Source organism: Microbacterium invictum (genome assembly GCF_034421375.1).
GTDB classification, from domain to species: Bacteria; Actinomycetota; Actinomycetes; order Actinomycetales; family Microbacteriaceae; genus Microbacterium; species Microbacterium invictum_A.
The window spans coordinates 336,747-360,452 of sequence record NZ_CP139779.1 but is presented as its reverse complement, the minus strand read 5'-3'; the positions used below and the strand labels follow the sequence as shown (position 1 = coordinate 360,452).

The following is a 23,706-nucleotide window of genomic DNA, read 5'->3' as shown; positions in this document are numbered from 1 at the left end:
CGGTGACCGTTCAGCAACGCGCAACGCTTGAGGACGTCGCTCGCCTGGCGGGAGTGAGCGCAAAAACGGTGTCGCGTGTGTTCAACCAGCGGGAACTCGTGAACCCTGCGACGGTGGAGCGAGTCATGATGGCTGCCAAGCGCCTTCGATTCCGCCCCAACACCTTGGCGCGGGGCCTCCGACGGGGAGGTGGGACCAACACCATCGGACTGATGGTCGGCGAGCTCGGGAACCCCTTCTACTACAAGGTCGCGGCCGCCCTCGAGAGCGAGCTCGCCGCGCATGGTTACGGCCTCGTACTTGCGACATCTGACGACACCGTCGAGGGCGAGGAGCGGGTCGCTGACGCGCTCCTCGCCCAGCGCATCGCCGCCCTCGTCATGATCCCGGTTTCCGACGACCAGTCCTATCTCGAGGGCGAACGCCACCTCGGAACTCCCGTCGTCGCGGTCGATCGGCCTGCCCGCAATCTGGTCGCTGACTCGGTTCTCCTCGACAACCGCTTCGGAGCGTACGATGCCACGTCGCGCCTGATCGCGCGCGGCCATCGGCGCATCGCTTACGCGTGCAACCCGGCGTCCATCTACTCCCAATCCGAGCGGGTCGCAGGGTACCGGAAGGCGATTGCGGACGCTGGCGGCGCGGACGCCCGTGGATGGGAGCGCCTGATCGATGATCGAGGAGTCGAGCCCGAGAGATTGATGCGCGACCTGCTCAGTCTTTCCGATCCTCCGACGGCCGTCATATGCGGCAACAACCGGATGACGATTGGCGCCCTCAGGGCGATGAAGAGCCTCGGGGATCAGCAAACGGCCTTGATCGGGTTCGACGACTTCGACACCGCAGATGTCATCGGTGTGAGTGTGATCAGTTATGACCCGACAGAACTCGGGCGACAGGCGGCGCGCGTCGCACTCGAGAGGATCGCCGACCCCACAGGAGCCGCGCAGTCGATCACTCTCCCCACCTGGGTGATCGAACGTGGCACCGGGGAGCGCATGCCGGCGGTGACGCAATGACCCCGCAGGTTGTTCACCTGGACGCCGAGGGGATCTCACTTCTGATCGACACCGGTGCCAGCGGGCTCCCGCGGGTTCTGTACTGGGGAGCGTCGCTCGGTGACCTCAGTGGCGACGGCGTTCTGGATGTCGCGAGAGCCCTCGCGCGGCAGACGCCGCCGGCGACGCTCGACTCGGCGTGGGAGACGACGATGTTCCCCCTGGAAGGCGATGGCTGGAGCGGTCGTCCGGGCTTCCAGGCTCGATGGGACAACGATCATCTACGGCCCCGATGGGAGCTGATGAGCCATCGAAGCGACGACACGAAGTTCGAGGCGAGCGCTCGAGACGCGGCGTCCGGCCTGATCATTTGCGTGTCCGTGCACGTTGCCGATGGTGGCGTGGTGTGGAGCAACGCCTCCGTCCGACACGACGGGGTGGCCGCCACGTCGATCGAAGTCGAGTGGTTGGAGCCGACTCTTCCTGTTCCTACGCCAGCAACCCATTTGACGAGCCTGGACGGTCGTTGGTCGAGAGAAAAGCGTCCGGCGGTAGGCGAACTCCCGCCGGGATCGACCGTCCGCCAGTCGCGACGCGGGCGGCCGGGCCATGACGCGGCGACGATCTTCGCGCTGTCCGAGGGGCCGCCGAGATGGGATCAGGGACGAGTCTGGGCCACCCACGCGGCGTGGTCCGCCGACACGAGCTATCGCGTGGATCGCCTCACGGAGTCGCTCACTCTCCTGGGAAGCGGGGAGCTGCTACGACCAGGTGAGATCATCTTGCGCCGGGGAGACGAGTACCGATCGCCCGCCGTCGCCTTCATCTTTTCCGAGACCGGTTTGGACGGAATCGCTCATCGCGTCCACACGTGGCTCCGCCACCGCCCGCATCATCCGCGCTCTCCCCGTCCTTTCACATTGAACACCTGGGAAGCGGTCTACTTCGATCACGATCCTCGCGAGCTCGAGAGGCTCGCGGATACTGCGGCCGAGGTCGGCGTCGAGCGATTCGTCCTCGACGACGGATGGTTCGTAGGTCGACGTGATGACACCACCAGCCTTGGCGACTGGGTGGTGGACTCAGGGGTGTGGCCCGACGGATTGCGGCCGCTCGCCGATCGAGTGCACGCCCTCGGCATGCAATTCGGTCTGTGGTTCGAGCCTGAGATGATCAGCCTGGACTCGGACCTCGCACGCGACCATCCCGACTGGCTTCTTCACGATCCTCGCCATCTCGAGCACGACGCATCACTGTCCTGGCGCTCGCAATACGTCCTCGACCTGGCCGATGAGCGTGCGTTCGCACATATAAGGAACCGGGTCGACGCACTCATCGACGAGATCGGCATCGATTACATCAAGTGGGATCACAACCGCGATCTCATCGAATCCGTGCACGATGGTCGCCCCGGAACGCACGCCCAGACCGATGCCGTTTACCGGCTCATCCGCGAGCTCAAGCAGCGGCATCCCGCTCTCGAGATCGAATCATGCTCGAGCGGAGGAGCGCGCACCGATCTCGGAATTCTGGATGTCTGCGATCGCATCTGGGCGAGCGATTCGAATGATCCGGTCGAACGGCAAGACATCCAGCGTTGGACGGGCTTGCTCGTGCCTCCTGAACTCATCGGTGCCCACGTGGGCCCGGCTGAATCGCACAGTTCGGGCAGGGTGACCTCGTTGGGCTTACGCATGGCGACCAGCCTGATGGGTTCGGCCGGGCTGGAGTGGAACATCCTCGCCTGCACCCCGGACGAGCGCGAGGCCATCACCCGATTCGCAGCCGTCTACAAGGAGCTGCGACCGCTGATCCACTCCAGTGTGGTCCGGCATCCGACAATGCGAGACCCCGCCTGGCGAGTGACCTCCTTCATCCGCCCCGACGGCGAGGAGGCGGTGGTCGTGGTGGCAACGGTGTCAGGCCTGCAGGATGCGAGGGCCGAGCGCCTCCGGATCGCCGGCCTGGACGCGCGTCGCCGGTTTCGCGTCTCTGTGCGGACTGAATTCGGCGAGCTCGTGGCGGGTTGGAACATCCCCTCATGGCTGAATGCACACGCGGTGCACCTGACGGGGCGCGCCCTGGCGACTGCAGGTCTGCAATTGCCTGTGATGTGGCCTATGCAAGCGATCGTCCTTCATCTGACACCTGAGGAGTGAACACGATGGATCGAGCAGGGCGGCGGGCAGGGATCATCTGCCGGTGCCAATGCACCGCGAACCGTGATGGGCGTGCGGAGTCGCACAATGTCGGTGCCGCGGTGGTGGGCGACCACATCGCCGAACAGGGCGGCGCTGACCGAGATTCTCGGATGTGCGCAAAAGTACTCACACGGCGTCGAGGCCAGTTCCGATGGTCGGTCGCGAGCCCACCATGGGCGACCGAAGAGCTCAGATCCCTCTCCCTAGTTGTCGACCGCACCCTTTCAGCGCGAACGGCCGCGGACACGACGTGAGTTCGCAGCTGCTCAGGCTAGAGGGAGTCATCCGCGGATATGACTGGGGGTCGCGCGGCGGAATCTCCCGTGCTCTCGGCGACGACGCAACCGACGCGGTCGAAGCCGAACTGTGGCTTGGTGCGCATCCGTCCGCTCCCGCACGGATCATCCCCGCGAGCGTAGGCCCATCCGATCTCGCCGAATGGGAACGCCAGACAGGCCAGTCAATTCCGTTTCTCCTCAAGCTACTGTCAGCGCGGTCCCCGCTGTCACTCCAGGCTCATCCCACAACTGAGCAGGCGGCGGCAGGATATGCGGCCGAAGAAGCCGCCGGCATCACGCGCTCCGCGAGAGAGCGAAACTATAAGGATCCGTTCGCGAAGCCGGAGCTGATCGTCGCTCTCGAGGACGGGTTCGAGGCACTCTGCGGATTCCGTGAGGCCGCGGAGACGCTTGCAACCGTCCGCCACCTCGCCGAAGTCTCGCCTGATCCCGCACCGATACGGGAGTGGGAGCACATACTTCGCGGGAACGACGCGGTCCGCTCCGCCTTCAGCTGGCTGCTTGGAGGCGGGCGAGCGATCGACCGACTGCTCACCACGCTAACCCTCGCGGCCGCCGCCGATCCACTCCGCTTCGAGCTTCCCAATCGCATCGCACATCAGTACCCCGGCGACGTCGGGATCGCCATCTGCCTCATGCTCAACCACGTCGTCCTTGCGGCGGGCGAGGCGCTTTGGCTGCCCGCGGGAAACATCCACGCCTACCTGAGTGGGACGGGAATGGAGCTGATGGGCCCATCTGACAACGTGCTCCGTGGAGGGATGACCTCAAAGCACGTGGATCTGCCCGAACTATTGAGGGTGCTCGACTTCTCGACAGGGCCCTCGTCGAAGCTGGTCCCGGAGCGGCGGTCCGACCACGCTGTCGAGTACAGGCCCGCATCCGTCCCAACCGGACAGAACGTCAGATTCGCGCTCGTGAAGGTCGACGGCGACGTCGTCGTCCCCACCGAGGGCCCAGCCGTCGGCCTGGTTACCAGAGGTGAATTCTTTGTGTCGGCAGGTGCAGTCGCCGGAACGTTCATACGCGGCTCGGCCTTCATAGTCGCCGGCACGAAGGCTATCGACGTTCAGGGCGAAGGCGATCTCTATCTTGCTGTGAGCTGAGAGATGGGGCGAATCCCGGAGCACTGCGCCTCGCCATGGACCGAGCGTCTCGTTTCCGCGAGGTCATGGGATCAGGCCAGGGTTCACGTACGCCGTTTTCACCCGCGCGAGAAATTACCGTGCGTACGTGCCCTGCTCCTCTGGGCCGTAGCTCGAGCCCTTCGCCCCACCGAACGGCACGTGATAGTCGACGCCGGCGGTGGGTGCGTTCACCATCACCAGGACCGCCGAGCATCTCCTCTTCGGCGACGGCGACGAGCACCTCCGGCTCCCCAGCTCCCAAGACGGCTGGTTCGCCGCCGCCGTCCGCCGAGCACGAAACATCGACTCTGACTTCCCTTACGTCTGGCCACACGACCTTCGACATACCGCCGCGAGCCTCGCCGTCAGCGCAGGTGCGAACGTCAAAGCAGTGCAACGGATACTCGCGCACGCCAGCGCGGCAATGACACTTGACGCGTACGCCGACCCCTTCGACGACGACCTCGACTACGTCGCACAAGCGCTCAGCCGAGCCCGCGACAGCCAACGCACGAGTTCGGCGACTACTGGAAGGTTGGCCTCCCTCTGGCTCTGCTCTTCATCGCCGTCGCGGTGCTCTATGTGCCGCTGATCTGGCCCTTCTGAAGTCAGCGCGAACGCCGAGATTGCCCGGGATCACCAGGGCGACGATGGGGCAAAATCCCACCGCGGGTCCGCCCTCACATTCCGCCCGACCGGACTTTTCTCCAATCAAGCGACGACCCTCGTGCCTTAGCGAGCAAGAACGGGGCACTCGACCTCTCCCGAAGGTTTCCCACGGAATGGACACAAGTTGGTTCACAAAAGACCCGATCAGACCAGAAAAGCGTCGCACCAGATGCGCGACGCTCTTGCTCAATCCCATTGAACGGAACCTAAAAACTTGCTCTGATCAGGGACATATGGCGGTAACGGTGGGATTCGAACTCATGTCGTCCCGTCTTTCAGCGGTGTGCGAGGGCACGCTCGCCAGTGCTTGCGCGTAAGTCGGCCTTTCTCGGGTGTGTCGGAAGTGGTCGATCGCGACACGATTTTCTCACGGGCTTACCCAGCGTTTGCGATGTTCCGCTCGAGCAGTGTCTGGTCGCTCAGTGCACCGGTTCCGCGAGGAGAGTTCGCGACAGTTCGGGTACAGACCCCCAGGCGGGAGGGATGGACGCTTCGGTGCCTACCATTACCGCAGCCCACTGCGCTCCGGTTCGCAGGCCGGCGCTGCCGTCGGTCAGTCCGCGCGCGTAGGCCGCGAGATACCCCGCAAGGAACGCGTCCCCCGCCCCCGTCGTGTCGACAACCCGTTCTACCGGCTGGTCTACTTCATCCCCTACGTGCTCCCCAGCGTCGTCGTGGCGAGCATCTGGAAGTTCATCCTCAACCCCGACAAAGGACTGCCGTCCTTCCTCTCCTCGTTCGGCATCCAGGGGTTCGACAAGGCCCTTCTCGGGCAGGAGTCGACGGCGCTCTGGACGATCGCCTTCATCGACAACTGGCACTACTGGGGCTTCCTCGCCACGCTCCTGCTCGTCGCGATGCAGGGCGTGCCCACCGAGCTCTACGAAGCAGCGCGGCTCGACGGCGCCAATCTGTGGCACCAGCTGATGCACGTCACGATTCCCGCCATCCGGCCGACCCTCATCTTCATGTTCCTGATGACCGGCATCTGGTCCTTCCTCGTCTTCGACTACGTCTGGGTTCTCACCCAGGGCGGACCCGCCGGGTCATCCGAGGTTCTCGGCACACTGGTCTATAAGACGGCCTTCACCGAGTTTGACGCCGGCTATGCCGCGGCCCAGGGCGTCAGCATGGCGATCTTCGCCAGCTTCCTCCTCGGCCTGTTCATCCTGATGCGCAAGCGCGGGTGGGAGATCTGATGGCGCCGACGACGACGGCAGCCCGCGTGGGCCGCCACATCCCCCTGATCATCCTCGCGGTCTTCGCCGCCTTCCCGCTGTTCGTGCTCGTCACGAACTCCCTCAAGAGCCGCACCGAACTCGCGCTCAATCCCATCGGGCTTCCGCAGAACCCGCAGTTCGGCAACTTCGTGACCGCCTGGCAAGACAGCGACTTCGCACTCCACGCCGCCAACAGCCTCCTGCTGGTCTTCTCAACGGTGGCGTGCGTGCTCGTCCTCGCCGGGCTTGCAGCGTACAATCTCGCCCGCCTCGAGCCGCGCGGCAGCGGGGCCGTGCTGTTCTATATGCTCGCCGTCACCGCGTTCCCCATCTGGCTCTACCTGGTGCCGCTCTTCTTCACCTGGCGAACACTCGGGCTGCTCAACAACTTCGTGGGCCTGATCATCATCTACACCGCCATCAACTCACCCCTCGCCATCTTCCTGCTGCGCAGCTACCTCGTCCGCATCCCTCGCGAGATCGAAGAGGCGGCTTATGTAGACGGCGCCACCAAGCTCCAGGTACTGGTGCGCATCATCCTTCCCATCTCCTGGACCGGCTTCCTCACCGTAGGGCTCGTCGTCGCCGTCGCCGTCTGGGGCGAGTTCCAGATCGCCTTCGTGATGCTGCAGGACCAAGGCAAGCTGCCGGTGACCACCAGCTTTACCGATTCTCCGAGAGCTTCGGGCAAGATTGGTCGCTCACCAGCGCGGTGGCGGTTCTGGCGATCCTTCCCATCTGCGTTCTGTTCCTCATCTTCCAGCGCCGCTTCACGGAAGGACTGACGCAGGGCAGCGTGAAGTAGGTCCTCAGCAGGTCACGGAACGGCGCTGGCGATCCGGTAGTGCGGATTCTCGGACATCAAGTCGGTCCCAGTTGCTTCCTGCGTCGTCAGCTCATGAATCTGCAATCGCACCCGCCTCTGGACAGCCTGATGTCATCGTTGTCGCGAAGCGTGTTCTCCACCGTTGACCGATGCCCACGACGCCAACGATGCTCCGGCTTGGCGCAGCCATCTCTCGGGTTGGTCAACCGCGAGGTCGGTGTTGCCGGCAAGCTCTGTCAGCGAGACCGCCGCGGAGAACCCGTCGCCGAGAGCGTCGTGCGCGAGCCGTCCGGCAACGATCGCCGCTGGACGGTGAAGATCGCGCGCCAGCTCGAGAACGAAACCAGGCACCTTTCCCAGAGTCGACTGGTTGTCGTAACTTCCTTCGCCGGTGACGACGAAGTCAGCCTGAGCGATCGCTGACCGCAATCCGATGATCTCTGCAACGGTGTCTGCCCCCCGGGTGAGATTGGCACCCCACGCGAGCGCCGCGTATCCCGTCCCGCCCGCCGCTCCCGCACCCGGTGAGGCGGGATCGACTGCGAGCATCCGTGGCAGCGTTGCAAGCAATTCGTCCACAGCTAAGAGCTCGGCAGGCTCGAACCCCTTCTGGCGGCCGAACAGACTTGCAGCTCCGGCCGCGCCGATCAGAGGCGAGGTGACATCGGTGATCACCGTTGCACCACCAGAGGGCAGAGGACGCATGGTGGATATGTCGATCGAAGTTATCGCGCCGAGCGAGGCCGCGCCGCGAACCCGGTGTGGGTCGACTCCCCCCACCGTCGCACCGAGCGCGGCAAGCATTCCGACTCCACCGTCGGTCGAAGCACTTGAACCGATCGCCAGTACGAGCTTCGAAATACCGAAGTCGAGCGCTGCCGCGATCGCCTGTCCGAAGCCATAGGTACTGGCGTTCCACGGGTCGAGCTTGTCGCCGAGGAGTTCCAGGCCCGCGGTCGAGGCGAGTTCTACGACAGCGGTGCCCCGCTCCGCATCCGGGTCAGCGGGAAGCAGCAACCAGGATGTCCCGACGCTCGATGCGCCCTGATTCGTGGGGTGGGTCACTTGGACGGGCACGCGAAGTGCGCCTGAAACAGCAGCTTCGATCGCGGCGATCGTCCCCTCTCCCCCGTCGGCCATCGGCATGAGCACCGGACGCAAATTCGCATCGACGATTCCCCAACCGTGGGCGAGCGCACGCGCCGCATCGGCGGCGGGGAGACTGCCCTTGTAGCTGTCGGGCACGAACACGACTCGACTCAAGGCGCTCCCTGGCTGAGTGACATCATCAACGTGGATGAGCGCGCTTCATCACGTGAACGAGTGGCTGCTGTCAAGGGAGGACACCGCCGAGCGTGCGCAGGTGCGGGGACACGGACGACGCAAATCCGGCAGCACTCCGCTCAATCGTCTCAATCGGATCGGTCGCCCAGACCGCCTCATTGAAGATTTCGACCTCAATGTCGCGGTCGTATCCCGTTGCCTCGACAGCAGAGGTCAGCCTCGCGAGGTCGATCACGCCGTCGCCTGGATAATGTCGGCTCAGCAAGACGTCTGCGGGGAGGGGCGTCCTCCAGTCGCACACCTGGTAGGTGGCGAGCCGAGCCTCTCGCCCCGCGCGTTCGATCTGATGCAACACGTCGGGATCCCACCAGACGTGGAAGGAATCGACGGCGACGCCCACGACGGAGGGGTCGAAATCGGAGGCGATGTCTAGGGCCTGACCGAGGGTCGCGACGACGCACCGGTCCGAGGCGTACATCGGATGCAACGGCTCGATCGCGAGGGTGACCCCGGCCGCGGCGGCATGAGGCGCCAGCTCACCGACGGCATCACGTACCCGCTCGCGCGCGCCCATGATGTCGCGTGATCCGTCGGGCAGCCCGCCGGCTACGAGCACGAGGATCGCAGTGGATCCCTCTGCGCCCGCGGCAGCGAGGATTGCCGCCTCTTCGATCGCGGCTCGATTATCGGCCAGAGCCTCGCGTCGAGCGGGCCCTTCAGGCATCGTGAAGAACCCTGATCGGCAATGCGTGGTGAGCCGCAGTCCAGAGTCGCTCAGCATCGTTGCCGCAGTAGCGAGACCAACCGCATGCACCGACTCACGCCACAAACCGATGGCCTGCACTCCCGCCTCGGCAGTCACACGGAGCGCGGTCGCGAGATCGGCGTGCTTGATGGTGGCCTGATTGATGGACAGTCGTCTGTCGGGACGGCTCATTCGTGATCCTCTGCGCTGTGCTCGGAACGGGCCGGACGCGCCAACGGCGGCCGCCCCAGGCGATGGAGAAGTGCGTGACATCGGAGCAATTCAGATGTCCACGCCGTTCAGTCGAAGCATCCCGTGCCACCGCTCGGCGGCGAGTTCTGGCTTCTCAAGTGCTTGCGACGCGTTTGCGAGTTCGATGATTCGTGACAGGTGCGGCAGGCTGCGCGCGGAGTGCAAGCCACCGACCATCTGGAACGCCGCCTGGTGGCCGTTGAGCCACGACAGGAAGGCGACGCCGGTCTTGTAGTAGAACGTAGGCGCGGCGAACACGTGGCGGCTCAGTGCCTCAGTCGGGCCGAGGATCGCGAGATAACGAGCGGAGTCGCCGGCATCCAGCGCCTGGATCGCGGCCGAGGCGACCGGGGTGATCGCCGCGAACGCGCCGAGTAGCGCATCTGAGTGTTGCCTCGTTGATGTCGGGTTCCGCGTCGGCTGGCTGGCCTCGGGAACGTCTGCGCCACCGATGAGCCCGACGTAGTTGAAGTCATCGCCCGTGAACATGCGCACGCGGTCGGGGAGCCGCTCGCGTACCGAGACTTCCGCCGCATCATCGAGGAGGCTCATCTTGACGCCCGCAACCTTGCCAGGGTTTTCTGCGATGATCCGGACGAGGACGTCGGCCGCCTGGCTCCAGTCGCCCGAACCGAAGTACCCCGCGAGGGCGGGGTCGAACGCGGTCCCGAGCCAGTGCAAGACGACGGGCGTCGTCGCGGACTGCAGCACTGAGCTGTACACGTGGAGATAGTCAGCGCGGCTCGTTGCCGCTCGCGCGAGGTGGCGAGAGGCCATGAGAACTGGCCCGGCTCCCTGCTCCTCGGTGAAGTGCAGTTGCTCCTTGTAAGCGTCGATGATCTCGACAAGCGAGATCATCGCAGCCTCGACGTGGTCGGTGTTGACGCCGACGACCACCGCACCGCCCTCTTCGCGCGCGACGCGCGCGGAGCGGGCGATGAGTTCGCGGGTCGCGGCGGGGTCGAGGCCCATATTGCGCTGGGCTGTGTCCATGGCGTCGGCGACGCCGAGGCCCCACGAGTAGACGTGACGTCGGGCGTCCAGAGTCGCATCCCAGTCGATCTCGGCGGGACGCCCGGGCGTGTTGTCCGCGCTGGTGCGAGGTACCACATGGGCCGCGGCGTAGGCGACCCGACTCTGTAGCGGGCCAGCCGGCTTGGCGAACGAGGGAGCCGCATTGAGCGCGGTGGCAGACACCGTGCCATCGGCGGCGAGCAGGGTGAGGCTCGCGGTGGTCGTCAGCATGCGGATCACTCCAGTGTGAGCGTCGGCAGCTCGACCTTGCGGCCCTCGCGGCTGGACTGCAGGCCCGCCTCGGCGAGCAGCACGCCGCGCGCGCCCGACAAGAGGTCGTACTCGTAGTCCGTGCCCGTCACGTAGGAGACGAGGAACTCTTCCCACTGCTGGCGGAAGCCGTTCTGGAAGATCTCGTTCGCCGGAACCTCGGCCCAGTCAGCCTCGTAGTCGTGGTCGTCGGCGAGGTCGGGGTTCCACACCGGCTTCGGGGTGGCGTTGCGGTGCTGGATCTTCGCGCCGAAGAGGCCGACGACGGCCGAACCAAGCGTGCCGTCGACGTGGAACTCGACGAGCTCGTCACGGTTCACACGCACGGTCCACGACGAGTTGATCTGCGCGACGACGCCGCCCTCCAGCTCGAAGATGCCGTACGCGGCGTCCTCGGCGGTAGCGGTGTAGTGCTCGCCGTTCTCGTCCCAACGGTCGACGATGTGCACGGCGGCCTGCGCGTACACCGACTGGACCTCTCCGAACAGGTTCTCGAGAACGTAGTTCCAGTGCGGGAACATGTCGACGATGATGCCGCCGCCGTCCTCGGCGCGGTAGTTCCACGAGGGGCGCTGAGCGGGCTGCCAGTCCCCCTCGAACACCCAGTAGCCGAACTCGCCGCGCACCGACAGGATGCGGCCGAAGAAGCCGGAGTCGATGAGCCGCCTCAGCTTCTGCAGGCCCGGCAGGTAGAGCTTGTCATGCACGACACCGGTTTTGACCCCGGCCGCCTTTGCGAGCCGGGCGAGCTCGAGCGCCTCGGCCACCGTCTCAGCCGTCGGCTTCTCGGTGTAGATCGTCTTGCGGGCGGCGATGGCCTTGCGCAGCGACGCCGCACGGGCCTTAGTGACGAGGAAGTCCGCGTAGATCTCCCAACGCGGGTCGGCCAGCGCCGCGTCGAGGTCGGTGGTGTAGTCGTCGATGCCGTGCTTGGCGGCCAGGTCGGCCAGCTTGCCCTCGCTACGGCCGACCAGCAACGGCTTCACCGTGACTTTGGTGCCGTCGGGCAACTCGATGCCACCCTGATCACGGATCGCCAGAATCGAGCGCACAAGATGCTGGCGGTACCCCATGCGGCCCGAGACGCCGTTCATGATGATCCCTACCTCGCGGACAGCGGGGCGGGCGGCTACGTGGAGAAGGGTTGCGTCAGTCATGCGTTCTGCTTTCTGGTTCTCAAGGCGTCTCCGCTCACGGGACGGCCCGGGTGTCCGCAATGTCGGTGCTCTTCCGTCCGGTCCGGCCGGGCGACGCCGCGGGTGTCAGCTTCGCCGATAGCGGTGACGTCGTCATGCCGGTTCTTCCACTGGATGGAATACTGATCTCAGACCTTTCGCACGCGTGGCTCGGCGCACTGAGCAAAGGAGGAGTCTTGTCGGACGCCGTCTCCTCTCGCGCGCTTCGCATCCTCGGCACATTCGACGCACGGCATCGCAGACAGACGCTCACCGAGATCGCGGCGCGATCGGGACTCGCGCTTTCGACGACGCACCGCTTCGTGAAGGTGCTCGCCGAGTGGGGTGCTCTGCATCGAGAAGAAGATCGGCGCTACTCCGTGGGTCGTCGTATCTGGCGATTGGGACTGCTGGCGGACGTGCAGCAGGACATCCGAAAGATCTCCGCCCCTTTCTTGCAGGATCTGTACGGGACCACGCGCGAAGTCGTGTTCCTCGCGGTCCGGCAGGAAGCCAGTGCGCTCTACATCGAGCGGATCGCCGGAGTCTCCAGTCCCCCGCTTCACGCCCAAGTGGGCGATCGACTGCCATTGCATGCGACCGGCGTAGGAAAGGTGCTGCTCGCGTACGCGCCAGACGATGTCGTCGCACACGTTGCACGCGCGATGGCGCGATACACACCTTTCACCGTGCGCGATGAACTCGCTCTCAGACGTGAACTCGAAGCCGTGCGGACTCGGGGATTTGCACGCACCCGCGAAGAGCTGGGGCTGGGAAGCGCCTCGATCGCCGTTCCGATTCAGAACTCTGCGGGGTCAGCCATCGCCGCGCTCGGACTCGTCAGTTCCCACGTGCGCAAGGACTTGTCGAGGCTTCTCCCAGCCATGCAAGTGACCGCGCAGGGCATTTCTCGCAGCCTCCCTTGAGTTCTCCGGGTTCGGCGAGCGACCTGAACCCTTCGAGATACCAAGCGGGGGATCACTGTCGCGACGCCCACGCAGCGAGCTGCGTCACCAGAAGGCGGTGGTCGGGCGAGTCGTAGGACCGCTCATCATGCCCGAGGAGGTCTGCAGCGATGCGGGCTCGCCCATGCTCGGTGACCCATGCCGTGGGCTCCTGGCCCCAGGGGCCCAGGTGGGTCGCCACCGCGTGAATTCGGCCGACGGGCTGCAGTCGGCAGTACCGTTCGTCGAACACCTCGAAACTCTGCACCGGCTCGCCGTCGGGAAAGACTCCGCCGGTGATCCGGGCGACGTCGGCCGGCGGGTGCGAAGAGATGCCAGGGAGCCAGACGCGCCCGACGGCGAGAGCCCACTCCGGGTAGTCGCGCAACGACGACACCGCGCTATGAATGGCGAGCACGCCGATTCCGCCGTGCAGGGCGCGAGCGAAACCCTCGAGCGACACCTGCTCTGGGCGGGCGCCGGCATGCTCACTTTCACCGCGCCAGGGGTCTCCGGCGTTCACCACGACCAGGTCGAAGTCCGCCGCCCGCGCCAACGCCCCCTCGACATCATCGTCGATGGTGCAGTCCGCCCCGGCCGCGATGAGCACCTCGGCGAGCTTCTGACTGGTGGCGAGGAACGGATGCCATGGGTCGGCGTACCGTCCCGACCCGCTAATGATCAACGCGCGCATGTCGGCCGCTCCTTTGTGGGTCGTGTTGTTCTGTTGCGGGGCAACTTGCCTACGCCACCGCGCGCTTCACATGGTCGCCGTCGTTGTGGTGCTGGACGTCAGCCGCTGCTGCCTCGCTCGTCGACGGGCTCTCCGGCTCGCTTGGGGTCGGCGTCCTTCATACGAACCTCCGACTTGAAGATCCGAAGCGACTGACCGACGCCGCGCGCGAGCGCGGGCAACCGTGCGGCGCCGAACAGCAGCAAGAGTACGGCCAGGATGATCAGCATGTGCCACCCCGTGAGATTGTGGAGCATCCCACCGTCTCCTTTCGAGAGATCCGACTGGCTAGGCGAGGGTGACGCGCATGACCGGCGGCGTCGCCGACTCGCGGCTCCAGATCACGGTTGATAGACCCGCCTGGCCTGGGCCGAGGGTCTGAACAAGAGCCACCGAAACTGGTTCGCCGGCGCGCACGGCGTCTCGAAGCGCGTCCGTCACATCGACGACGGCCTGGGTGATGGTCGATGTGACAGGGAACGTCGCGATCGAGTCACCGATAGCCGGCTTCGTGTTCCAGGTCACCAGGGCTTCGTCGAACTCGCCCTCGACACGTCGGACGTCGATGTCGATGTCGGTGCCGGTCGAGTCGTTGGTTCGCGCACTGAACACCAGGGCGATCGATTGGATCTCACCGGTGAGATCGGACGGCTCGAATCGGACGAAAGACTGCCTGTTGTAGCCCTTCCCAACAGAGGGGTCGGCCTTCACGATAAGCGTTGAGGAGGTTCCGTAGTTGACATTGGCATTCGCCCCGTCATTGACCCACGCGTCGCCGGCCGCGGAGAACGTCACCGTCCTCGCGTCGGCGACGGAGACAATTCTCCGGTCATAAACGAGCCTGTGGTCGCTCGGGGTGATCACGATGGCCGAGACGGAGACGTCGCCGGCCGCGACCCCCGTGAGTTCGCCCTCGGGCGTGACGGTGGCGATCGCAGGGTCGTCGGTCGCAAACGCAACGGATGCCGCGTCAAGTTCTGCTGCGCTGCCATCACTGAGAGTGCCGGTGGCGACGAGCTGCACTGACGCGCCGATCGCCAAAGCGGCGGGCGCACCACTCGCGACGCTGGCCAGGAACACGTTCGACTCGGGAAGCGTCACCGTGCGCCCTGCGATGACGACTTCCGAGATGCTGTTGAAGCGATTGACGCTGTTCCCGTGGCCGACGATGCGGACGTACCGTGCCGTTAACTCAGCGAACGCGTAGGTTTCGAGATCCGCGCTGGTCCCTGAGCTTGTTCCTTCGAACACGCGCCGCCATTCGTGCTCGCCGGACGTTGCGACGTCGATCTCGAACTTCGTGGTGCGCTTGTCGCCGTTGAACCACGCGATGGCCACCTCGGCGACCGGCCCGTCCGACCCGAGGTCGTAGGCGATCCATTGATCGCCTTCAGCTGACCAGCGGGTCGCCAGATCGCCATCGACGGTGTTGGCTGGCACGTTTCCGTCGTCGGCGCTCGCGATCACGGGATATGGGAAGGCGACAGGACCGTCGATCACAGCGGGACGCGTGAGGTGAAGGCGATACCGTCCAGGTTCCCTGTTGCCCTGTCTGACTGTGACCTCGACGACCCCCGGCAAGCTCCCGAACCGTCCGACGGTGACAGAACCCGAGCGGCTCGCAGGCCGCGCGGAAACCGCCGGGCGCGTGACGTTATCGGGGAGCTCGACGGAATAGAACCGGTTCTCCGGAGAGAACGCAGGGACTTCGACGCCATCGACGGCGAGGCTGGCCAGTTCAGCTGTCGACTCCGGCCCGGCATCCCACGAATCCATCGCCCGGGCACGCTTGAGCTTCGGGGTCTTCACGCCTTCACGCACCGGGGTGAACTGCACCGTGAGCCGCGCCCCGGACGTGTTCTCTAGCCTGATTGCGAGTTTGCGCATGCCGAGCACATCTTGCTGCTCAACGGGATCGGGCGACGTCCACAGGGGCTTAGCCTCCGCGTTCAGGAACGTCGCCCCGTCTGGCGACGCGATGCGAGCCAGAACCTGCCGTCCGTCCTTCTGGAGCACCGCACTTCGTCCGTCTCCGGCGACGTTGATCGTCGCGGTGGTGTGCATGAACCACCACGCCTCGCCGGGCTCGATCAGCTCGAACTCGTCTTGAACGATGAGCTGCTGGCGGTCGTCGAACTGGAGCACCCCGCGCCGCCAGGACGAAAGGCCGGCGTTCGCCTGAGACAGATCGGCGATCGCGAATGCGGCCTTCGCCCTGAACTTCTTCTTGATGATCGCTCCGACGGCCGGCACGAGCTGACCGGCCGACTTGCTCGGATTCACCACGACCGTGTTCTGGCCTTCAGCGCGCTTCCTGTAGTAGGTCCAGCGTTGTCCTTCGGGGCCGCGATCGAAGTACCCCGGCACGTTGTAATCGTCAACGCCGAGGTCGGATGCCCAGCGGACGCCCATGGAGTCGAAAACGAAGTCGCCGAGGTCATTGTCGCCGTGGCTGGTGGCGTTGTCGCCGGCCTTGAACCCGGTGAACATCGCTGACGGATCCTCCCAGCCGCTCCGAATCGACACCACCTCCGCGCGCACGAAGTGGCGGTCGAGCGGGAGCCTCGTCTCAATCGGCGAGGCAACGGCGTCTGGCTCGTACCAGGCGACGGACATCGGGCTCTGATTCCAGCTCACGGTCTCGGCCTGCGCGCCCTGCAGACCCCACCACCCGAACACCGGCTGCCCGAAGGTGGTGGCGAGCCAAAGCATCTCGGATGGTCTGGTCAGCCGGAGGAAGCCGTCGTAATAGTTGAACGCTTCTCCCGACGGGCCGCCGAGGTAGATCGGGAAGTATCCCGTCTCGGCGAGACCCGGCGACTCGATGAACCCCCGATCGTCACCCGTAGCGGAGACGAGGCTCGCGATATACGTGACGAGGTACTTCGTCGCGTAGTTCCAGTACGTCATCCCCTCGGGGTACGCGCCGCCCGGCGCGTATTCTTCGATGGCGAGCGGTATGGATGCCGCTGCCCGCTCGATGATGCCCGCGCTCAACGCAGGCTCCTGGTCCGCGATCGCAAGGGCGCCGAGGGTCATTCCGGAGTTGCAGACGATGTTCCAGTTGTTGCTGAGTCGAGGCCAATCAAGGGGGAACGACGACACGGTGTCATAGGCCGTCAGCGCCGGCTTCAGCCCGTGCTCCCGGATCGCCGCCCTCAAGGTCGCACGCTGGGACTCTGTCCAGGTCTCGTAGAGCCAGTCGTAACCGATGGCGACGGCATGGGTCATCTCGCCCGCGTCGAGGGAGTGCCGGGCGTGGTTCCAGTCCGGGAAGCTTGCGACAGCCTGAAGCTCATTCCACAGGCGGGTCGAATAGACCGGATCCTGTTCGACCGCCCAGGCGAACGCGAGTGAATATGTCCGCCGAACCACTTCGCGACTTGTTTCGAGAAGACGCAGCCCGTCCGGGATCGAGTATTTAGCGACAGGAAGCGACAGGATCGCGTCGGCGTCGGCCTTCACCTTGGCGTAGAGCGCGGCCGCGACAGAGTTCGCGCTCGCGCGATCACGTAGTTCGGCGAGGTCGGTGATGAGAAGCCGCGGATGGCTGACGAGGTCGGGCGACACGTCAGCGCGGATCGCTGCCGCAGCGCGCTCCGCGCTCCACTCCACCAGGCCGAGCAGGGTCATGGCCATCGAGCCGGCAAGGAATGTACGTCGGTGCACGGAGTCTCCTTCGACTGGCGAGTCGTTCATCACTTCTGGAGCGATTCGCCCAGTTTCGACACCGCGCTCACGTCGGGCCACCAACCGACCACGATTCGATCAACTTCGATCATCGATGTAGTGGGATAGCGTGTGTCCGTGCTGGTGAGCGAACGCCGTGACCTTCTCGTCGAGCGTCTGCGCCGCCATGGCAGGGTCGACGTCGGGGAGGCCGCGCGCGAGCTCGGCGTCTCTGCGATCACGATCCGTCGCGATCTCAACGTGCTGAGCGAAGAGGGTCATCTGCTGCGCGTCCATGGTGGAGCGCTCCGCGTGACGGCTGGCGCGGGCGCCCGAAGGAAGTCTGTCGTCGGGGTCGTCCTTCCCGCTGCCGACTACTACTTCGCTGAGATCATCGACGGCATACGATCGGTGGCCGACAGTCTCAACGTGCGACTGCTCCTGGGAGTGTCGTCAGTCGAGAGCGCCCGTCGCGACCCGGTGCGCAGGCTCTTGGCGATGGGGGCCGAAGCGCTGCTCGTCACGCCGCCCACGCGTGCCGCGCCTGACGTCACCGCGGAATGGATGCTGGACGCGGATGTCCCGACGGTCGTCGTCGAACGGGCGTATGTCTCGGCGGACCTTCCGCGGGCCTTCGATCAGGTGCGGACCGACCACACCTACGGCGCAAAGCTTGCGGCGCACCACTTCGCCTCTCATGGGCACCGGTCGCTCGCATTGCTCCTCGCGTCGACGCCGACCTCACCATGGCTGGAGCGCGGGATCGCATCGGCGTCGGAGGAGCTCGGTCTGGAGACCGTTCAGATTCGATCAATCCCAAGCGGCGAGGAGCGGGTCGAGCGGGTCGCGCTCGCAGCGGCACTTGATGACGCGCTCGCGCAAGGTGTGACCGCATTCCTCGTCCATAATGACTTCCTGGCGCTGCGTCTGGTCGATATCGTCCTCGAGCGTGGTCTGCGCATTCCGGACGATGTGAAGGTCATTGCGTACGACGACGTCCTCGCAGCCATGGCGCCAGTGTCCCTCAGCGCGGTGACACCGCCGCGACGCGAGGTCGGCTCGGCCGCGCTAGAATTGCTCGTCCGAAGACTGAGGGAGGGCACCGCCGCGCCGCGCGCGGTGCAGCACGTCGCGCTGCTTCCGCGACTCCAGGAACGAGAGTCGTGCTGCGGGCGGGGCGAACCAGCCTGAGGCGGCCGTTCTGGGTTTAGGCCAGGCCGAGCTCGAACCTGGCGCGGGTCATGGCGCGCGCCGTGGCACGGTGGTGCTGTCGCGGATCTCGAGATGGCTGGGTATCTCGATCTCCGGCGTGTGGGATCCGCGTTCTACAGGATCGAGTTCGATCAGGCCCGCGAGGAGACGCGTTGCTTCGGTGCCGATCTCACGGAATGGATGCTGCACGGTGGTGAGGTCGGGACGGAGGCGTTCCATGGGCGCGCCGTCGAATCCGGTCACGGAGTAATCGCGGGGGACCGACCTCCCGGCTTCGACGAAACCCAGGACGAGGCCTCTCGCCGTCTGATCATTCGCCCCCAGGACCGCCGTGGGACCCGCGCTTCCCAGCGCAACGATCTCCTTCGCGGCGGCAAGTCCGGCGTTCGCTGTGAAGTCCCCAGAGTAGACGAGGCTCTCATCGACAGAGATTCCTGCCTTTGCGAGTGCGAGACGGAACCCTCGCTCGCGCTCATCGCTCTGACCGCTCGTGATTGTTCCGCGCACAAAGGCAATACGTCGGTGCCCCAGCGCCAGGAGGTGTTCCGTGAGGGCCGCGGATGCTTGGATGTTCTCTCCGTAGACGATGGGCAGCATTGACCCTTGACGCCGATAGTTTGCCAGGACGATCGGGACGTCCAGGGCGCGGAAATCCGCCAGCCTCTCGGGCGGACTGACCGGCGCGATCAGGATAAGACCGTCGGCAAGGCCGCCCGCAAGGTCGCGGACGCGGCGCGCCTCATCCAGTGCGTCGATCTCCGTGGTGCTGATGAGCAACTGCCGCCCCTGTGCGCGGCCTTCCACATTGATACCCGTGACGATCTCGAACGACGCCGGCGAGAGGTGCCCGACGAGCACACCGATGACGTTGGTGCGCACCCTGTGCAGACTTCGTGCCGCCAGGTTCGGCACATACTTGAGCGCCTCCGCAGCTTGGGCGACGCGCGCCCTGGTATCGGCCGACACTCGTCCGGAGCCGTTGAGCGCGGCGGACGCGGTCGCGATCGAGACCCCCACCAACTGCGCGATGTCGCGAAGCGTTGGTGTTCCCTGGCTATTGGGCATCGGTGCGCTCCTCGAGGCGGGCCGTCGCTCGCTGATTCCACCGCTCGGTGAGCCAGGCGGGCAGACTGATGGCATACAGGGCGGCTATCCAGAACGATTGGCTCACGGCCGCGACGGCGGTAGCCCCGACGACGACCGCGACAAGCGGGCCGCCGGGGTAGAAGACCCACAGTACGACCGCTCTGCGAATCAGTCGCGCGCGCGGCTGGTCTGCAGCGTGGACACAGACAGTCAGAATGGTCGACAGCAGCGCAACGCCGGCAGTTGTGAGAACGATCAGCACGCCAAGGGCGAGGAAGGCGGCGGGAGTTGATGCAGAGGCACCGATCACCAACCCGAGGGCGATGACACCGAGACCGAACGGAAGGACGACGAGCGTCAGACGGACGGCGAGACGCCACGTCGAACGAATGCCAGCGAGATAGGCGGCGACCAGGCGGAGTTCGTCGTCCCGTTCACGCTCCGCCAGGACGTGATGAAGTGCGGATGACGCGAGCACGACCGTCACGATGGGCAAGGCGGTCACCAGCCAGCACGCCCCGAGGATCGCCAACTCGGCGGGTAGTCGCATCCATTGCAGGAGTCGCGACGCGATCTGCGAGCCTGCCGGAGGGTGTTCAGTCAAGGTGCCCTCCTCTTCGAGCTGCCGCCCCGCCGAAAGGTTACAGCACCAGGCTTGACAAAGTGGGACAACCTCCGCCGATAATTGTGCCAGAACGTTTCAGCAGATCCGTTCCCCGATGCCGCGGCATGTCTCGCGGCCCTCAACGTGGAGGTCTCATGAAGAAGCAGCTGATCCGGGTGGTCGCACTGACCGGCCTGGCTGGCCTGGTGCTGTCGGGGTGCTCATCCCAGACGGCGGACGGGGGCGCCGGCTCGTCGTCCGACATTTCGGGTGAGCTCACCATGCTCACCCCCCTATTCGCCAGCGACTCCGCGAAGGAGGCGTTCGACGAGTCGCTCGCCGGATTCCGCGAGCAGTATCCCGAGGTCACTCTCACGGTCGACTACACCGATTACGGCAAGCTAGGCGAGAAGATCACGTCCGGTCTTGCGGGCGGGCTTCTTCCCGACATCGTTCAGATCGGAGTGGGATGGATCCCCCCGCTGGCGTCCAAAGGCGTGCTAGCACCGCTGAACGAGCTCGGGTTCACTCCCGAGGCGCTGGAGGCCGACTTCCCCGAGGCGGCCGTACAGGCCTCGCAGTGGGACGGCAACGTATATGCGGTACCTTTCGTCACGCAAGGCTTGATCGGGGTGTACAACAAGGCGGCGTTCGAGGCGGCCGGCCTCGATCCCGAGGCTCCGCCGTCGACCTGGGACGAGTTGCGCGACGCGGCCGTAATGACGACTGAGCGTGACGGCGGCGGCTCTCTCACCCAGGCCGGCTTCACCGCGGTGACCGACAACCTCCGACAGAATTTCACCGGGTTCCTCGCGGCACAGGGCGGCTCGCAGTTCAATGACGATGGGACGAAGGCGACGTTCAACTCGGCCGAGGGTGTCGACGCCCTCGAGTTCCTCGATTCACTGGTGAATGATGACAAGGTGGTGGACGTCGGATTCGAGAGCGGTGCGCCGCAGCATCCGATCGTCAGCGGTAAGGCAGCTATGGCGCTCTATGGGGCGTACCTGCCGTGCGACGACCCCGAGATCATCACCCCCGAGATCTGCGAGCAGCTGGGATATTTCGCGATCCCCGGTGAGACCACTTCTGATCCCGGCTCTGTCGTTCTCGGGGGCACGCTGTCCTCGATCACCACGGGTGCGAAGAACCCCGAGGCGGCGGCCGCGCTCGTGAAGTACATGACCGAGAACCCCGAGGTCGCCTTCTCGACGACCGCGAGTACATACACGTTCCCGTCCACGATGTCTTCGTGGACGGACCCTCGCGTCGCCGACAACGCGGCATCCGCCGCGTTCATCGCTTTGATTGACGACGCCGCCTTCGAGGGCGGACCGACCACGTGGCTCGACACGCGCAACGACTTCGGCCCTGCCTTGGAGTCGGTGATCGTCGGCGGGGCCGATGCCCAGTCGGCACTCGACGACCTTGCGGCCAAGGCAGACGCAGCCATCGCCGCCGCTGAGTGATCCATCTCAACGCAGCGAAAGAGATACTTCCCACCATGACTGCGACCGTGATCCGCCCCTCCGCGGTCGGACACCGTCGTCGCGAGGGCGGCGTGCCCCCAGCTCCGCCCTCGCGACGCACCATCCTTCGCAACCAACGTCGAACGGGATGGTGGCTGTCGTTCCCGGCGACCTCCCACCTGGTGATATTCCTCGCGATCCCCGCGGTCGTTTCGTTCGTGCTGAGTTTCTTCGACTACGGATTCCTGAGCGCTCCGGAATTCATCGGTCTCGACAACTACGTCGCATTGGCCGGCGACGCGCGATTCGGCACAGCACTCGTCAACACGCTGATCTTCACCGCCACGGTGGTACCGGTTTCGATGGCGATCTCGATCGCCGTGGCGGTGGCGCTCAACCAGCGGCTGAAAGCACGCGCTTGGTATCGGACAGCGTTCTATCTCCCGGAGGTCACCGCGACTCTTGCGATCGCGATCGTCTGGACCTCGCTGTACAACCCTGACACCGGCTTGTTCAACATCGTTCTGAGCTTCTTCGGGTTCGGCCGCATCGCGTGGTTGCAGGATCCGCAGACAGCCCTCCTGGCGATCATCATCATGAGCATCTGGCAGGCGCTGGGCTTCAAGATCATCCTCTATCTGGCTGGTCTGCAGAATCTGCCCGGCGAGGTGCTCGAGGCAGCCGAGATCGACGGCGCGAGCCCTTGGCAGAGGTTCTTCCACGTCACGCTTCCGATGCTCGGACCGACGCACGTCTTCGTACTGATCACGTCTGTCATCGCCTCGTTTCAGGTGTTCGACCAGGTTTACGCGATGACCGAGGGTGGGCCGATCTATTCCTCCACGGTGATCACCTACGAGATCTACTTGAATGCGTTTCAGCGATTCAAGTTCGGTTACGCGTGCGCGGAGGCAGTAGTCCTGTTCCTGCTCATCATCGGGGTGCTGCTGGCCGGCGTGGGGATCAAGCGACTGTTGGAGGCTCGTCGTGGCCATTGACACCAGGACAGCTCTTCGCGCTGTACGACCCTCCTCGAGGCGGAGGCGCTCTTCGCGCAACCTCCGTCCCGTCACGAAGACGCTGCTCTACCTCGCGCTCACCGCCGGGGCGCTCGTGATGATCACCCCGTTCATTTGGATGCTTCTGGCCTCGCTGCAGACCAGCACGTCCGCGATGCAGGAATCCATCATTCCCAGCGGGTTCCGCTGGCAGAACTACGTCGAAGCGTGGGGGGAAGCGAACTTCGACATCTATGTCCTCAACTCGGTGATCTTGGCGGTCGCTCACACCGTCGGCACGGTCATCATGTGCAGCATGGCGGGCTACGCGCTGGCCAGCCTGCCCTTCCGGGGCGCGCGCATCACCTTCCTCCTGACGATCGCGATGCTCTCCATCCCGACATACGTCGTCGTCATTCCGCAGTTCCTCATCGTGAAGATGATCCCGCTGGCCGGAGGGAACGACATCCTTGGTCAAGGCGGATCGGGCTGGCTCGACACGTGGTGGGCATTGATCATCCCGCCGCTTGCCGCGCCGTTCTTCACCTTCCTGTTCCGTCAGTTCTACCTGGCGCTTCCCAAGGAGCTGGCCGAGGCTGCGCGGATCGATGGAGTGGGCGAGTTCGGAATCTATCTGCGCATCATGACCCCGTTGATCAAGCCCGCGATCGCCGTCGTCGCCGTCATGCAGGTGCAATGGAGCTGGAACAGCTTCCTGTGGCCGCTGTTGGTGACCCGTAGCGAAGGGCTCCGTGTCATCCAGGTGGGCCTGTCGAGCTTTCAGAGTGAAGCGGGAGTGCAGTGGCCTCTGCTCATGGCGGGCGCGACCATCGCGATCGTGCCGATGGTGCTGCTCTTCCTCGTCGCGCAACGCTATTTCGTCGAGGGCCTGGCGGGGAGCGTCAAATAGC

General features: G+C 65.1%; 21 protein-coding genes. 11 read left to right on the top strand and 10 right to left on the bottom strand.

The genetic code is table 11. From position 1 onward, the window contains the following. Nucleotides 1-2: 2 nt before the first annotated feature. The 4 genes from T9R20_RS01780 to T9R20_RS01765 all read left to right on the top strand — a co-directional run bounded on the left by T9R20_RS01780 (nt 3) and on the right by T9R20_RS01765 (nt 5,217). Nucleotides 3-1,019 carry a LacI family DNA-binding transcriptional regulator gene (locus T9R20_RS01780; RefSeq protein ID WP_322410848.1) on the top strand — a complete coding sequence of 339 codons (1,017 nt, stop codon included), beginning with the start codon at nt 3-5 and terminating at the stop codon, nt 1,017-1,019. Next, entirely contained in the window at nt 1,016-3,157 is a 2,142-nt protein-coding gene (locus T9R20_RS01775) for an alpha-galactosidase (RefSeq protein WP_322410847.1), read from the top strand. Before T9R20_RS01780 ends, T9R20_RS01775 begins: the two co-directional genes overlap by 4 nt. A 292-nt stretch (nt 3,158-3,449) precedes the next feature. Next, on the top strand, nt 3,450-4,604 hold the full coding sequence (gene manA / locus T9R20_RS01770; RefSeq protein WP_322410846.1) for a mannose-6-phosphate isomerase, class I: 1,155 nt from the start codon (nt 3,450-3,452) through the stop codon (nt 4,602-4,604). Nucleotides 4,605-4,803: 199 nt separating this feature from the next. After that, complete coding sequence (locus T9R20_RS01765; protein WP_416182928.1) at nt 4,804-5,217, top strand: tyrosine-type recombinase/integrase; 414 nt, start codon at nt 4,804-4,806, stop codon at nt 5,215-5,217. A 496-nt stretch (nt 5,218-5,713) separates the two neighbouring features. Here T9R20_RS01765 and T9R20_RS01760 read toward each other — a convergent pair whose 3' ends face one another. Continuing rightward, nucleotides 5,714-6,043 (bottom strand): PfkB family carbohydrate kinase, encoded by a 330-nt coding sequence (locus tag T9R20_RS01760; RefSeq protein WP_322412224.1) that lies wholly within the window; start codon nt 6,041-6,043, stop codon nt 5,714-5,716. On the opposite strand from T9R20_RS01760, the gene T9R20_RS01755 reads away from it, so the two are divergent. Together T9R20_RS01755 and T9R20_RS01750 are read left to right on the top strand one after the other, a co-directional pair. After that, on the top strand, nt 5,951-6,493 hold the full coding sequence (locus tag T9R20_RS01755) for a sugar ABC transporter permease (protein ID WP_322410845.1): 543 nt from the start codon (nt 5,951-5,953) through the stop codon (nt 6,491-6,493). The genes T9R20_RS01760 and T9R20_RS01755 overlap by 93 nt on opposite strands. Further along, nucleotides 6,493-7,299, top strand: coding sequence for a carbohydrate ABC transporter permease (locus T9R20_RS01750; protein ID WP_322410844.1), 807 nt, complete (start codon nt 6,493-6,495; stop codon nt 7,297-7,299). The genes T9R20_RS01755 and T9R20_RS01750 overlap by 1 nt, the downstream gene beginning before the upstream one ends. Before the next feature lie 152 nt (nt 7,300-7,451). Here the strand turns inward: T9R20_RS01750 and T9R20_RS01745 are convergent, their stop codons facing one another. The 4 genes from T9R20_RS01745 to T9R20_RS01730 form a co-directional block, all read right to left on the bottom strand. Next, on the bottom strand, nt 7,452-8,591 hold the full coding sequence (locus tag T9R20_RS01745) for a glycerate kinase (protein ID WP_322410843.1): 1,140 nt from the start codon (nt 8,589-8,591) through the stop codon (nt 7,452-7,454). Nucleotides 8,592-8,673: 82 nt separating this feature from the next. Then, nucleotides 8,674-9,561, bottom strand: coding sequence for a sugar phosphate isomerase/epimerase family protein (locus tag T9R20_RS01740; RefSeq protein ID WP_322410842.1), 888 nt, complete (start codon nt 9,559-9,561; stop codon nt 8,674-8,676). A 90-nt stretch (nt 9,562-9,651) separates the two neighbouring features. After that, nucleotides 9,652-10,866 (bottom strand): dihydrodipicolinate synthase family protein, encoded by a 1,215-nt coding sequence (locus T9R20_RS01735; RefSeq protein WP_322410841.1) that lies wholly within the window; start codon nt 10,864-10,866, stop codon nt 9,652-9,654. Between the two features lie 5 nt (nt 10,867-10,871). Continuing rightward, nucleotides 10,872-12,062: a Gfo/Idh/MocA family oxidoreductase gene (locus tag T9R20_RS01730; protein WP_322410840.1), complete on the bottom strand. Its 1,191-nt coding sequence runs from the start codon at nt 12,060-12,062 to the stop codon at nt 10,872-10,874. 59 nt (nt 12,063-12,121) lie between these two features. Here T9R20_RS01730 and T9R20_RS01725 point away from each other — a divergent pair, with 59 nt between their 5' ends. Further along, complete coding sequence (locus T9R20_RS01725) at nt 12,122-13,006, top strand: IclR family transcriptional regulator (protein ID WP_322410839.1); 885 nt, start codon at nt 12,122-12,124, stop codon at nt 13,004-13,006. Between the two features lie 52 nt (nt 13,007-13,058). On the opposite strand, the gene T9R20_RS01720 is transcribed toward T9R20_RS01725, so the two are convergent. The 3 genes from T9R20_RS01720 to T9R20_RS01710 form a co-directional block, all read right to left on the bottom strand. Then, nucleotides 13,059-13,718 (bottom strand): ThuA domain-containing protein, encoded by a 660-nt coding sequence (locus T9R20_RS01720; RefSeq protein WP_322410838.1) that lies wholly within the window; start codon nt 13,716-13,718, stop codon nt 13,059-13,061. 98 nt (nt 13,719-13,816) lie between these two features. Further along, complete coding sequence (tatA, locus tag T9R20_RS01715) at nt 13,817-14,014, bottom strand: twin-arginine translocase TatA/TatE family subunit (RefSeq protein ID WP_322410837.1); 198 nt, start codon at nt 14,012-14,014, stop codon at nt 13,817-13,819. Between the two features lie 31 nt (nt 14,015-14,045). Further along, on the bottom strand, nt 14,046-17,327 hold the full coding sequence (locus T9R20_RS01710; RefSeq protein WP_322410836.1) for a DNRLRE domain-containing protein: 3,282 nt from the start codon (nt 17,325-17,327) through the stop codon (nt 14,046-14,048). 237 nt (nt 17,328-17,564) lie between these two features. On the opposite strand from T9R20_RS01710, the gene T9R20_RS01705 reads away from it, so the two are divergent. Continuing rightward, the gene (locus T9R20_RS01705) at nt 17,565-18,617 is read left to right on the top strand and encodes a substrate-binding domain-containing protein (RefSeq protein ID WP_322410835.1); all 1,053 of its coding nucleotides are present in this window, start codon (nt 17,565-17,567) and stop codon (nt 18,615-18,617) included. A 48-nt stretch (nt 18,618-18,665) separates the two neighbouring features. Here the strand turns inward: T9R20_RS01705 and T9R20_RS01700 are convergent, their stop codons facing one another. Beyond that, the gene (locus tag T9R20_RS01700; protein ID WP_322410834.1) at nt 18,666-19,703 is read right to left on the bottom strand and encodes a LacI family DNA-binding transcriptional regulator; all 1,038 of its coding nucleotides are present in this window, start codon (nt 19,701-19,703) and stop codon (nt 18,666-18,668) included. Then, nucleotides 19,693-20,328, bottom strand: a complete 636-nt coding sequence (locus tag T9R20_RS01695) for a hypothetical protein (protein ID WP_322410833.1) — start codon at nt 20,326-20,328, stop codon at nt 19,693-19,695. The genes T9R20_RS01700 and T9R20_RS01695 overlap by 11 nt, the downstream gene beginning before the upstream one ends. Before the next feature lie 155 nt (nt 20,329-20,483). Here T9R20_RS01695 and T9R20_RS01690 point away from each other — a divergent pair, with 155 nt between their 5' ends. The 3 genes from T9R20_RS01690 (at nt 20,484) to T9R20_RS01680 (ending at nt 23,705) form a co-directional block, all read left to right on the top strand. Then, on the top strand, nt 20,484-21,797 hold the full coding sequence (locus tag T9R20_RS01690; protein ID WP_322410832.1) for an ABC transporter substrate-binding protein: 1,314 nt from the start codon (nt 20,484-20,486) through the stop codon (nt 21,795-21,797). A gap of 35 nt (nt 21,798-21,832) precedes the next feature. After that, complete coding sequence (locus tag T9R20_RS01685; protein ID WP_322410831.1) at nt 21,833-22,795, top strand: sugar ABC transporter permease; 963 nt, start codon at nt 21,833-21,835, stop codon at nt 22,793-22,795. Nucleotides 22,796-22,913: 118 nt separating this feature from the next. Further along, nucleotides 22,914-23,705: a carbohydrate ABC transporter permease gene (locus tag T9R20_RS01680; protein ID WP_322410830.1), complete on the top strand. Its 792-nt coding sequence runs from the start codon at nt 22,914-22,916 to the stop codon at nt 23,703-23,705. The last annotated feature ends 1 nt before the right edge of the window (nt 23,706 follow it).